The organism is Pseudomonas sp. (assembly GCF_036404235.1).
Taxonomy (GTDB): domain Bacteria; phylum Pseudomonadota; class Gammaproteobacteria; order Pseudomonadales; family Pseudomonadaceae; genus Aquipseudomonas.
This window is the reverse complement of record NZ_DASWOT010000216.1, coordinates 1-11,600: the sequence shown is the minus strand read 5'-3', so window position 1 is coordinate 11,600 and position 11,600 is coordinate 1. Positions and strand designations below refer to the sequence as shown.

The window sequence follows — 11,600 nt, the reverse complement described above, 5'->3', positions numbered from 1 at the left end:
TATCGCCGTGATGGTGCCCGCTACCGTGCTGGCGTTTCATGGCTTGCTTACCTACTGGCTGTCGGAACTGGCTGCGAGTCGCTGCTGATTACCATGTCAGTGATGTTCGCCAAGCCGGTGCCTACCGTGTCCCCGTTCCTGCTGATGGTGCTGATCGTTCTGTCGGTGTTGGTATATCGCGCCCGAGGGAATGTCGCACGCATCCTGCGGATGGATTAAGGCCGCGTCACGCTTGACCGTCACGCGCCACGTTTTCAGATGCGTCCGTTTTGTGGCGCGCACGGAGGACAACATGAAGAAATCATGGACTGTCTTCGCACCTGGTTATCCCCCATTCCCAATGATCATGCAGGAAGGCCACGACCACGCGGGCGCGCTGGCTGTGGCTCGCTGTATATGGCCGACCTGCACAATAGAGTGAGACTGCAATGACAGACTCCAAGCAATTGAAGATCGCGACGATCATCCCCGCGCCAACCAAGGACGGATCAGGCTGTCACCTAACTCAGGGTACGCGCGTGTTGCTGAGCGACGGCAGCGAACTCAGTGGCGTGATTTCAATCAACCTGTCTGCTGAAGCAAACGGCGTATGGACCGCTCTCATCGAGGTCCATCCGCAAGTGATCCCAACCATTACCGCCGTAGCAGATATTCGCGAGGTCGACATCACTGCATTGCAGGATGAAAGCCGAGTGTATGCAGCGGTGGCTGCTGACTAATGGCCTGCTCTGGATGCAAGGCACGGCGAGAACGTATGGCGAAATGGGCGAGGATTGGATATGAGCGAGCACTTGAACTCTTTGCTGGAAAGGATAGCGATAGCGCTGGAAGCCAACGCCGAAGCGACACAGGCGATGGTGGACAGGGCAGACCTGCTGATACAGGCAATGGCAGAGGAAGAGCCGGAAGATCCTGATGCCCAACCTCGCACGTACATGGATGGCTCTCCATGCCTTTGAGGCCGCAGAAGCCCTGCAATGCTCAGGGCTGCAATGTCCTGACCCGCAACCCTCGTTACTGCGAAGCTCACGCCGATGTAGGCAAGCAGTACGAGGTCAAGCAGCGAGAGAAGCAGCGCGAGACGAGCAGCCAGCGCGGCTACAGCTACAAGTGGCAGCAGGCCCGTAAGTCGTACCTGGCCAAGCATCCGTTGTGTGCCGAGTGCGAGCGTCAAGGCTTGGTAGTTGTTGCCACTGATCTCGATCACATCGTGCCTCACGGTGGCGACAAGGATGCGTTCTGGGTCAGGGCCAACTGGCAAGGCCTGTGCCATCCGTGCCACAGCCGCAAGACAGCAACCGAAGATGGTGGTTGGGGCAACACGAAGTCCACAACAAACATTTAATCAGAGCGCAGACAGAATGAAGATCATCCCGCACCTCGACGGCTATTACGCCACGGAGGACGGGCGGATTGTGTCTGTTCGATCCGGCATGAAGCGCTACATCAAGGCTCGACTCAACTGTGGTTACGAGATGGTGACGCTCAGCGTCATGTCGGGCGGAAGAAGGCAGCGGCATCGCTTCGAGGTCCACCGCCTTGTGTTGATAGCCCACAGCGGCCATCCGGTGAGCGAAGACCAAGAGGCGCGTCATCTCAACGGCGTGTCGACGGACAACAGGAAGGGCAACTTGGCCTGGGGCACCAGAGTTCAGAACGCTCAGGATGCAGTCGCGCATGGCACGCTCGGTCCCGGCCTGAGCTCTCGTCATAGGCGACTGACAGATAAACAGGTCGCCGACATTGTGCGGCGTCGTCGGGCTGGCGAGCTAAGCGTGAACCTTGCAAAGGAGTTCGATGTACATCGTTCGTACATCCCGAAGCTGGTTAGAGGCTCAGCATGGAGCTGCCTGAACCTGTGATTGGTGCGGATTCTCGCGAATTTGACCAAAAATAACGTAAATGATAGTCGCTCTCATTAAGGTTGGCGGGGGTGGGTCCAAACTTGGGGCCTTTTAGCTTCTAGACCGCGCCCTCAACTGTTTTCTTACGCCCGCGAAATTAAAAATTCAGGAGTTGCGCGATGGGAGGCACCGCCACGGTCGCCGGCCGTGGTCGCAAACCCAAGCCAACGGCCAAGAAAATACTGGCTGGAAACCCCGGAAAACGGGCGCTCAATACGTCCGAGCCTAAGTTTTCCGAGGTCACAAAGAACATCGATCCGCCCGAATGGATGAGCGACCTCGCTGCCACCATGTGGAGGATGGTGGTTCCCGAATTATTGCGCGAACACGTCATTGCACTCACTGATCTGCATAACGTCGAGGCTTTCTGCACCTCCTACAGCAAATGGAGAATGGCCGAGCAGTCGGTTCAGGACTTCGGGATCGTGGTGACGTCCGCTATGGGCAGCCCAATGAAAAACCCCGCGCTGACGGCTGCGAACGAAGCCATGCGGCAAATGGTTACCTTCGGTTCACTGCTCGGCCTTGATCCATCCAGCCGAACCCGACTGATAGGAGGAAACAGGCAATCCTCAACCAATGAGTTCGCCAAACTACTGAGTTCCTGATGACCAAATCCGCCCACCCCAACGTCGACAAGGCGATGGCGTGGGGGAGGTCATTGCTTCGCGGGAAGATTCCGGCCTGTCGCTATATCCACCAGGCCGTACAGCGTCACTTTGATGACATGGCTGCCAGCCGCAAACGCGGGTTTCGTTTCAAGTTCGACCCGGCCAAGGCCGAGAAAAAGCTCAAATTGATTCAACTGCTGCCGCACACCAAGGGTGAGTGGGCGTTCAAGCGACAACTGATCAGCCTTGAGCCTTGGCAGCTGTTTGGTCTGTCAGTCACCTTTGGCTGGGTCAAGAAGAAGGGCGGTCACCGCCGTTTCCGCGAGAGCTATTGGGAGGTGCCGCGCAAGAACGGCAAGTCTGTGGTGGCTGGTGGTGTCGGCATCAGCATGTTTGTGGCCGATGGGGAGTTTGGTGCCGAGGTCTATTCCGGTGCGACCACCGAGAAACAAGCGTGGGAGGTTTTCCGCCCGGAGAAGCTAATGGTCTCGAAATCACCGATGCTGGTTGAGGCAGCAGGGATTGAGGTCAATGCCTCGAACATGAACATCCCATCCGACTTCAGTCGTTTTGAACCTCTGATCGGCAACCCAGGTGACGGCGCCTCGCCAAGTTGCGCCATTGTCGATGAATATCATGAACACCCGACGTCAGCGCAATACGACACCATGCTCACCGGTATGGGGGCTCGCCGTCAGCCGTTGATGTTCATCATCACCACGGCGGGCGCGGACATTGAAGGGCCGTGCTACGACAAGCGTCGTCAGGTTATCGAGATGCTGGAGGGCACGGTTCCAGATGAGGAGCTGTTCGGTTGGATCTGGACACTTGATGAGGGTGACGACTGGACCGATCCGAAGATGTTGGCCAAGGCGAATCCCAACCATGGCGTTTCGGTGTTCCAGGAGTATCTGGAAAGTCAGCAAGCAAGGGCAATTCGCTCGGCGCGCTTCACCAACACTTTCAAAACAAAGCATCTCAACTTATGGGTGAGCGCGAAGTCCGGCTTTTACAACATGGAAAGCTGGCGCGCTTGCGAAGACACCACCCTAACGCTGGAGCAGTTCGAGGGGCAGGAATGGATCGCGGGATTCGACTTGGCGCGCAAGCTGGATATGAACTCCAGATCGCGCCTCTTCTGGCGAATCATCGACGGGAAAATTCACTATTACAGCGTAGGCCCGAAGTTTTGGGTGCCCGAAGACACCGCATTCAATAGCGACAACAAGCGCATGTCAGAGCGCTTTCAGGCCTGGATCAATTCCGGACATCTGGATGTGACCGACGGTGCCGAGATCGACTACCGCGAAATTTTGGAAGATACAAAGGACGCTAATCACAAGTCGCCCGTACGCGAATGTCCGATTGACCCGCATGGTGCTACAGGGCTGAGTCATGACCTTGATGACGAAGGCTTTAACCCGATAACGATTACCCAGAATTACACAAACATGTCTGACCCGATGAAGGAACTGGAAGCCGCTATTGAGGCGGGGCGGTTCCATCATGACGGCAATCCAATCATGACCTGGTGTATCGGCAACGTGATCGGGAAGAACCTGCCCGGGAACGATGACGTGGTCAGGCCGATCAAGCAGGGCGAAGACAACAAAATAGACGGGGCGGTGGCGTTGATTATGGCGATAGGGCGGGTACTTGCCGATGCCGCCCAAAACACCACCGAATCTTTCATGGACTCAATCCGGAATCCGATAATCGCATGAGCGTGCCATTGATATTTTTCATTCTCACGGCTCTAGCGGGCTTTGGCTTACTCATTTGCGGGGTGTTTACGCTTTTCGGGATGGGCTGGGCCTTGCTCGCCGCCTCAGTATCGATGTTTCTGATTTCGGGTTTCATTCAAAAAGGGCTGACTGGTGAATAAATCTCTTTCGCTAGTCCTGGGAAGGGCTGCGGCGAAGCCCATGAAGTCACTCGGAGAATGGACCGGCAAAACAATTCGTCTCAGTGACGGTGGGTTCTGGGCGGCTTTCCTGGGGGGGCAATCCAGCTCAGGGAAAACCGTCAACATCGATAACGTAATGCGGCTTTCAACTGTCTGGGCGTGCGTGCGCATCATTTCCACATCCGTCGCGGGTTTGCCCCTGGGGATATACCGGCGCAAAGCTGATGGCGACCGAGAAGATGCACGCGACTTTTCGCTGTACGACGTGATCCACAGCAGCCCCAATGAAGACATGACGGCCTTTCAATTTTGGCAGGCTGTGGTGGCGTCAATGTTGCTGTGGGGTAACGCTTACTGTGAGATTCATCGGTCTGCCGGGCGAGTTATCGCGCTGGACTTCCTGATGCCCTCGCGGGTCGATCTGGATGTCGACGACGACGGGCGCCTGGAGTATTGGTATCGACCCAAGAAGGGGCCGCGTAGACAGATAGCTCGAGGTGATATGTTGCACATCCCCGCGTTCAGCATTGACGGGCGGGTGGGAATGTCTGCAATCCGATTTGGTGCTGACGTCTTCGGTGCCGCAATGTCTGCCGATGATGCCGCGAATGGCACATTCAAGAACGGCCTTCTTCCCACCGTTGCTTTCAGTGTTGATCGCATCCTCAAGCCTGATCAGCGTGAAGAGTTCAGGGAGTACGTAAAAACCGTTTCTGGCGCCATGAACTCCGGCAAGTCGCCAGTGCTTGAGCAGGGCGTCAAGGCGGAGACGATCGGCATCAACCCAGTAGATGCGCAGCTCTTGGAATCCCGAGGGCATAGCATTGAGGAGATCTGTCGATGGTTCGGCGTGCCACCGTGGATGGTGGGGAAAACTGACGCAGGCAGCAACTGGGGTACAGGGCTAGAACAGCAGATGATTGCTTTCCTGACCTTTTGCATCAGTTCGGTCACCAGCCAAATTCAGCAGTGCGTGAACAAGCGCCTGCTCACTGCGGTTGACCGTCGATCCTACTACGCCGAATTCTCTCTGGAGGCATTTCTCAAGGCGGATAGCGCCGGTCGAGCGGCCTGGTATAGCCAGATGACCCAAAACGGGATCATGACGCGTGATGAGTGCCGAGCGAAAGAAAACCTCCCGCGCCACGGTGGCAACGCCGCAGTACTGACCGTACAAACCAACTTGGCGCCAATCGATCAGCTCGGTCAGTCAACCGACGGGCAGGCCGCTCAGACCGCTTTGAAAAACTGGCTCGGCCAGGCTCAGGAGTAACCATGCCATTGAATATTAATGCTCGCAGCTTCAACTGTGAGCTGAGCCCGCGTGCGCTCGACTTATGGAATCCAGACCTTCGCGCTGCGCTGGAGGCCGGTACCGATACGATCACCATGTACGGGATTATCGGTGAAGACTGGTATGGCGAAGGCGTCACGCTCAAGCGTGTTGACGCAGCGCTTCGCTCCATTGGCGACAAGCCCGTTACGGTCTACATCAATTCACCTGGCGGCGATATGTTCGAGGGGATCGCGATCTACAATCGCCTTCTTGAGCATTCGCAGGAAGTCACCATCAAGGTGCTAGGCCTGGCGGCCTCTGCCGCCTCGGTGATCGCGATGGCAGGTGCCAAGCGTGAGGTTGCCAAAACAGCATTCCTGATGATCCATAACTGCTGGACGTACTTCGCGGGCAACCGCCATGCGATTCGCGAACTGGCCGACACGATGGAAGAGTTCGATCGCGCGATGATCAGCCTTTACGCTGACACCAGCGGCCAGGACGAAAAAGCCATTGAGAAGATGCTCGACGCTGAGACCTACATGAATGGCTCGAACGCGGTCGAGAAGGGGTTTGCGACCGGACTGATTCTTGCCTCCGAGGTCGAAGAGGCGCCGAACGATGCAAACGCCCAAGCGCACTCAGCTCGAAAACTGGATGCCGCGCTTGCGAAGTCCGGAATGACCCGCAGTGAGCGCCGCAAATTAATTTCCGAAATCAAGACCGGCACGCCTAGCGCTGCCGGCGGCGACACGCTTCGCGCTGTCGTGCCGGGTATGCCTAGCGCTGCCCTTGATGTATCCGCGTTTGAAGAAACCGCACAGCAGGCGTCAGCCCTTCGGAATCTCCTTCCGGTCCGCTAAACGACTGATACCGCAACCGACTACTAACCGCCCGCGTGGCGGTTTTTTCATTTCTGAAAGGACAAAACCATGCCTCAAGATCTTTCGCACATCGAAGCTTCCCAGAAGCAAACCCAGGCCGACCTCAAAGTCGTCGGCGACCAGATCAAGACCTATGCAGAGCGCACCGAGAAGGAGATTAAGGCCACCGGTGAAATGCAGGCTGAAACCCGCAGCAAAGTTGACGAACTGTTGATGAAACAGGGCGAACTACAGGCGCGCATGCAGGAGGCAGAGCAGAAGCTGGTCAATGCCAGCAAGCCGCATGATCCGAGCGTTCAGCAATCCGCTGGTGACCTGGTCGCGATCAAGATGGCCGAGGAAGGTGTCACCAGTTCCTTCCGTGGATCTCGCCGCGTTGAAGTCCCGCGCGCCGCCATCACCTCGGCGCCTACGTCGGGTGGTGCATTGGTCGCTCCAGATCGTGTTGGTGTGATCCTGGCGCCCCAGCGTCGCCTCACCATCCGCGACCTGGTCGCACCCGGTACTACTGGCAGCAGCTCCGTTGAGTATGTTCGTGAAACCGGCTTCACCAACAACGCCGCTACTGTGGGTGAAGGCTTGGCCAAGCCTTATAGCGAACTGACATTCGCGCTTGAAAACGCGAACGTACGCACCATTGCTCACCTGTTCAAGGGTAGCCGTCAGATCCTCGACGATGCCGCCGCATTGCAAAGCTACATCGATGCTCGGGCGCGTTATGGTCTCTTGCTGGCCGAAGAAGCTCAGCTTCTGTACGGCAACGGTACCGGCAACAACGTGAAGGGGATCATCCCTCAGGCACAGGCGTACGCTGCTCCGGCCGGCATTGTCGTCGAGGCAGAACAGCGTATCGACCGTATCCGCCTGGCGCTGCTCCAAGCCATGCTCGCCGAGTTCCCATCGACCGGCATCGTGCTCAACCCCATCGATTGGGCTGCGATTGAGCTGCTCAAGGATGGCGAAGGTCGCTACATCATCGGCAAACCGCAGGACGGCACCACGCCACGTTTGTGGAATCTGCCTGTGGTTGAAACCCAGGCCATCGTGCAGGACCAGTTCCTGGTAGGCGCTTTCAGCCTGGCTGCGCAGATCTATGACCGCATGGGTATCGAGGTGCTGATCTCGACTGAGAACGACAAGGACTTCGAAAACAACATGGTGTCCATCCGTGCCGAAGAGCGCCTGGCGTTTGCTGTTTACCGTCCGGAAGCATTCGTTACTGGCGACCTGACCGCCGTCTAAGCCTTTCCAACAGAGCGCCGTCTTCGGGCGGCCTCACCGATTCAGGGGATATGAAATGGCACGCGTAAACGCAAATACAGATTCCAAGGCTGACACCTCCCAAGCTGATCCCTCTAACACCGCCGCGACGATTAGTCAGGATGTAGGGGGTGACGCCGAGATCACGATCTATCCCGTGCGCAGCTACCTCGACGGTCAGGTTGTGCGCCGCGCGGGTGGCGAAGGCTACAAATCTCCCAAGCACGATGCCGTCTCGTTGATTGCTGCCGGCATGGCCACAGACAAAAAACCGGCGAATTGAAATGAACGCGATCCCGACTGACGAAGCAATGCGGCATCTGTATGCGGAAGAAGAGGATCGTGCGCTCATCGAGCTTCTGCTTTCCGCCGCCGAGGACAGCGCATCACAATATTTGAATCGGCGTTTTTATGCCGATGAAGATCTTCTTGCTGCTGCGGTGCTAGATGGCTCTGCTGGTCGAGATCCAATTTTGATTGCGCCGTCTATACGCGCCGCCTGCTTGCTGATTCTGGGCAGCCTGTATAGCAACCGAGAAGATGTCGCTGCCGGTACGACCCTGAGCGAACTCCCAATGGGGTCGCGCGCTCTGTTGACGCCATACCGAATTGGATGGGGTGTCTGATGCGCGCCGGGAAACTGCGCCACCGCATTACATTCCAGTCGCCTGGCCTTGTGCAAGACCCCGAAACAGGAGAAATGCTGCCGGGCTGGACGACCGTCTGGGACAAGGTGCCGGCTTCAGTTCAACCACTCAGTACTCGCGATCTTGTTGCGGCGCAGGCCAGCCAATCCGAAGCAACCACCCGCGTGGTGATTCGATACCGGTCCGGGGTGTTGCCCACCATGCGCATTCTGTATCGCGGCGACGTTTACAACATGCAGGGTCCGGCATTGCCTGACCCTGATTCCGGCCTGGAGTATTTGACGATCCTATTGGCTCAAGGGGTGAACGATGGCTGACACCGTTGAGTTCAAGCTTGATGGACTGGGTTCGTTGATCAGCAAACTGGAATCCGTGAGCTATGACCTGAAGCGGAAGGGCGGTCGATCTGCTCTGCGCAAGGCTGCGGCAGTCATCAGTGCGAAGGTCAAGGAGGGTGCAAAGAGGGTCGACGATTCAGGGACTGTTGAAGATATCAGTAAGAACATCACCATTCGCTGGAGCAGCAAGCTGTTTCGAAGTACAGGAAATCTTGGATTCAGAGTCGGCGTGCTTGGTGGCGCGAAAGAGTACAACAACATTCATACAAGGAAGGGCGGTCGACGCGGTACTTATGCCGTTGGTGGTGATGCTGGAAATCCTGGGGGCGACACATTCTATTGGCGTTTCGTGGAGTTCGGGACATCAAAGGTCGCCGCCCGGCCCTTCATGCGCCCGGCATTGGCCGACAGCATATCGGAGGCTACGGCGGTGTTCATTTCTGAATATGAGAAGGCCATTGACCGGGCGATCAAACGTGCGACTAAAGCAGCAGGGAGCAACTGATGGCAATCGCGCCGATCTTTGCTGTGTGCGCTGCTGACACCAGTGTTCGCGCTGCCCTTTGGTGGGAGTTAGCCCCTTTGTCCGTGGGCGGGCCACATCTCAAGCTGTACCCGTTCGGCGAGGCTCCTGAAAGTGTGACCAAGCCGTATGCCGTATGGCAGTTGGTGACCGGCTCGCCCGAAAACTACCTATCAGGTCGGCCGGATATGGATGGCTACACCTTGCAGGTCGACGTTTACGCGAAGACCGGCGCTATCGCCCGCGAAGTGGCCACCGCCATTAGCCACGCAATCGAGTTTTCCGCCTACGTGACACGCTGGGGCGGGGAGACCAGGGACGTAGAAACAAAGCTTTACCGCTCGAGCTTCGACATCGACTGGCTCGTTCCCCGTTAGACCAACCGAAAACCCAGGCCCGCCATGTGCGGGTATTTTTTTGCCCGACATTTGGAGAACACTATGTCGATTCTTGCCCAGGGCACGCAGGTGTTTGCCCTTGTTCCAACTGTGGCCAATGCCGCCATTTTCGAAGTTCTCGAAATTGAGTGCGCGACCGCTTTCAGTCCTGGCGGCAACCCCGCTGACCAGATTGAAACCACATGCCTGAGCGAGACAGTACGTAGCTACATGCGCGGCCTGCGCACACCTGGACAGGCGTCGCTTACGCTCAATGCTGATCCTCGTAATACATCCCACGTGCGGCTGTATCAATTGTCCGAAAATGACGAGATCGAAGGCATTCACTGGGCTGTGGGCTGGTCTGACGGCAAAGGCATTGTGCCGACCTTAAACGCTGAGGGCGATGACTTCGAACTGCCCACAACTCGCACTTGGTTCCTGTTCGACGGCTACGTCAGTGACTTCCCGTTCGACTTCGCGGCCAACACTGTCGTCACCACGGCTGCCACCATTCAGCGCTCGGGCGGTTCTGCCTGGATTCGCAAGATCACCACTCCTTAAGGATCAACCATGCAGCTCAGTATCAGTGGCTTGAAAGAGATGGGCGCCTTTACCGGCCGCCCAGTCGAGCGGGAAATAAAGTGGCTTCAAGGCGGTAACGAGTTGACTGCCACGGTTTTCGTTCGCCCTCTGGGCTATCGCACTGCGGTTAATGACGTGCTGTCTGCGACAGGTAAGGTTGACAGTTATGCTGGTCGGATTGCCGCAAGTATTTGTGATGAGTCTGGTCGCCCCGTGTTTACGGTGGATGACATCACAGGTGATGCCGATCCGGAGCGTGGTGCCTTGGATGGCAGCCTTACGGTGGCGCTGATGATGGTTATCGCGGAGGTCAACAACCTGGGAAAGACGACGAGCTCACCGACACCGACGAGCTCTGGCACGAACTCGCCATCACCTTTGGCACCACGATTGCGGAAGCCCAAGAAAGGCTGAGCATGTCTGAGTTTCGTCAGTGGCAGAAGTATCGCGCCAAGCGAGGATCGCTCAACTGGGGTATGCGCATAGAGCGTGGCACGGCAATGCTCGCCACGCTCTATGCCAACAGTCACAGCAAGGATGGCGGCTACAAGATTTACGACTTCATGCAGCACGATGCCGAACGGCCTGTCACGCTGGAGCAAGCTATGGAGTCGTGGGCTTAAAGTTTTGATTCTATCATCTGATATAGTCGGCAACAGCTGCCAGCTCTGGCGGCGCCGTGCTTGTTTGGACTTGAGGATGTATGGATGAAATTTCTTTTGAGCGCCGCTTTTCTTATTTTAATCTTTGGCTGTACCCCCGTTAAAAATAGTAGCTATAGAGCAGGTCCTGAAGAGGCTTTTGTCAATCTTAAGCCTTATGCTGTTGGTGGGAGCTTTACGGTGTATGGCTCGCCCGAAAAACTTATAAAAAAGATCAACGAGCTTGGCGGAGCTCAAGGTGATCTAGAGACTAACTCAGCTTTCAGCGAGAGAATGTCGAAGCTAGGAAATTCAGCCGTAATTTCAAAGGTGGATAATTATCAGATTAAGTTTGATAAAGATACTGGAAAGATTAGTTATGAGGCGAGAATTGAAGACGCTCAAGAGTGGGGGTTTAGAGCGAAAGGGCAATCGATGATAGAGTACGATAAGCGTTACTTGTCATTGAGTCTGCCAGAGACAACGTATAGCAAGGGTGAGTATGTAGGGCAGAACTCATTTGGCGTAAAGGCTGTAGTCGGCGTGGTAGATATCGATAGAGTGTACTTGGTAAGTCCAGCTATCACAAAAGAGTCACGCGGGGTTTTATTTGTTAAACTTATAGCGGATTTGGATATTTCTTTGTCT

At 56.2% G+C, this 11,600-nt stretch carries 20 protein-coding genes; all 20 read left to right on the top strand.

Going from position 1 to position 11,600, the window contains the following annotated elements; translation table 11 throughout:
* The coding region (locus tag VGC62_RS27490) for a phage holin family protein (protein ID WP_331190226.1) at positions 1-219 on the top strand (219 nt) is incomplete at its 5' end.
* Between the two features lie 209 nt (positions 220-428).
* Positions 429-719 carry a hypothetical protein gene (locus tag VGC62_RS27485; RefSeq protein ID WP_331190225.1) on the top strand — a complete coding sequence of 97 codons (291 nt, stop codon included), beginning with the start codon at positions 429-431 and terminating at the stop codon, positions 717-719.
* A gap of 60 nt (positions 720-779) precedes the next feature.
* Positions 780-959 (top strand): hypothetical protein, encoded by a 180-nt coding sequence (locus VGC62_RS27480; RefSeq protein ID WP_331190224.1) that lies wholly within the window; start codon positions 780-782, stop codon positions 957-959.
* The gene (locus VGC62_RS27475; protein WP_331190223.1) at positions 950-1,345 is read left to right on the top strand and encodes an HNH endonuclease signature motif containing protein; all 396 of its coding nucleotides are present in this window, start codon (positions 950-952) and stop codon (positions 1,343-1,345) included. Before VGC62_RS27480 ends, VGC62_RS27475 begins: the two co-directional genes overlap by 10 nt.
* 16 nt (positions 1,346-1,361) lie before the next feature.
* Entirely contained in the window at positions 1,362-1,862 is a 501-nt protein-coding gene (locus tag VGC62_RS27470) for an HNH endonuclease (protein ID WP_331190222.1), read from the top strand.
* A 161-nt stretch (positions 1,863-2,023) separates the two neighbouring features.
* Positions 2,024-2,512 carry a phage terminase small subunit P27 family gene (locus VGC62_RS27465; RefSeq protein ID WP_331190221.1) on the top strand — a complete coding sequence of 163 codons (489 nt, stop codon included), beginning with the start codon at positions 2,024-2,026 and terminating at the stop codon, positions 2,510-2,512.
* Complete coding sequence (locus VGC62_RS27460) at positions 2,512-4,239, top strand: terminase large subunit (protein ID WP_331190220.1); 1,728 nt, start codon at positions 2,512-2,514, stop codon at positions 4,237-4,239. The genes VGC62_RS27465 and VGC62_RS27460 overlap by 1 nt, the downstream gene beginning before the upstream one ends.
* Positions 4,236-4,400 (top strand): hypothetical protein, encoded by a 165-nt coding sequence (locus tag VGC62_RS27455; RefSeq protein ID WP_331190219.1) that lies wholly within the window; start codon positions 4,236-4,238, stop codon positions 4,398-4,400. Before VGC62_RS27460 ends, VGC62_RS27455 begins: the two co-directional genes overlap by 4 nt.
* Positions 4,393-5,694: a phage portal protein gene (locus VGC62_RS27450; protein WP_331190218.1), complete on the top strand. Its 1,302-nt coding sequence runs from the start codon at positions 4,393-4,395 to the stop codon at positions 5,692-5,694. Before VGC62_RS27455 ends, VGC62_RS27450 begins: the two co-directional genes overlap by 8 nt.
* A gap of 2 nt (positions 5,695-5,696) precedes the next feature.
* A complete protein-coding gene (locus tag VGC62_RS27445) occupies positions 5,697-6,560 on the top strand; it encodes a head maturation protease, ClpP-related (protein WP_331190217.1) in 864 nt (287 codons plus the stop codon).
* Between the two features lie 69 nt (positions 6,561-6,629).
* Entirely contained in the window at positions 6,630-7,823 is a 1,194-nt protein-coding gene (locus tag VGC62_RS27440) for a phage major capsid protein (RefSeq protein WP_331190216.1), read from the top strand.
* Positions 7,824-7,878: 55 nt separating this feature from the next.
* A complete protein-coding gene (locus tag VGC62_RS27435) occupies positions 7,879-8,124 on the top strand; it encodes a hypothetical protein (protein ID WP_331190215.1) in 246 nt (81 codons plus the stop codon).
* 1 nt (position 8,125) lies between these two features.
* Entirely contained in the window at positions 8,126-8,467 is a 342-nt protein-coding gene (locus VGC62_RS27430; RefSeq protein WP_331190214.1) for a head-tail connector protein, read from the top strand.
* Positions 8,467-8,805 carry a phage head closure protein gene (locus VGC62_RS27425; RefSeq protein WP_331190213.1) on the top strand — a complete coding sequence of 113 codons (339 nt, stop codon included), beginning with the start codon at positions 8,467-8,469 and terminating at the stop codon, positions 8,803-8,805. Before VGC62_RS27430 ends, VGC62_RS27425 begins: the two co-directional genes overlap by 1 nt.
* Complete coding sequence (locus VGC62_RS27420) at positions 8,798-9,331, top strand: HK97-gp10 family putative phage morphogenesis protein (protein ID WP_331190212.1); 534 nt, start codon at positions 8,798-8,800, stop codon at positions 9,329-9,331. The genes VGC62_RS27425 and VGC62_RS27420 overlap by 8 nt, the downstream gene beginning before the upstream one ends.
* Positions 9,331-9,726: a tail completion protein gp17 gene (gene gp17 / locus VGC62_RS27415; RefSeq protein ID WP_331190211.1), complete on the top strand. Its 396-nt coding sequence runs from the start codon at positions 9,331-9,333 to the stop codon at positions 9,724-9,726. The genes VGC62_RS27420 and gp17 overlap by 1 nt, the downstream gene beginning before the upstream one ends.
* Positions 9,727-9,789: 63 nt before the next feature.
* Complete coding sequence (locus tag VGC62_RS27410; protein WP_331190210.1) at positions 9,790-10,290, top strand: phage tail tube protein; 501 nt, start codon at positions 9,790-9,792, stop codon at positions 10,288-10,290.
* A gap of 9 nt (positions 10,291-10,299) precedes the next feature.
* Complete coding sequence (locus tag VGC62_RS27405; protein ID WP_331190209.1) at positions 10,300-10,725, top strand: phage tail assembly chaperone family protein, TAC; 426 nt, start codon at positions 10,300-10,302, stop codon at positions 10,723-10,725.
* Between the two features lie 2 nt (positions 10,726-10,727).
* Positions 10,728-10,934, top strand: coding sequence for a phage tail assembly protein T (locus tag VGC62_RS27400; RefSeq protein WP_331190208.1), 207 nt, complete (start codon positions 10,728-10,730; stop codon positions 10,932-10,934).
* A gap of 84 nt (positions 10,935-11,018) precedes the next feature.
* The coding region (locus tag VGC62_RS27395) for a hypothetical protein (RefSeq protein WP_331190207.1) at positions 11,019-11,600 on the top strand (582 nt) is incomplete at its 3' end.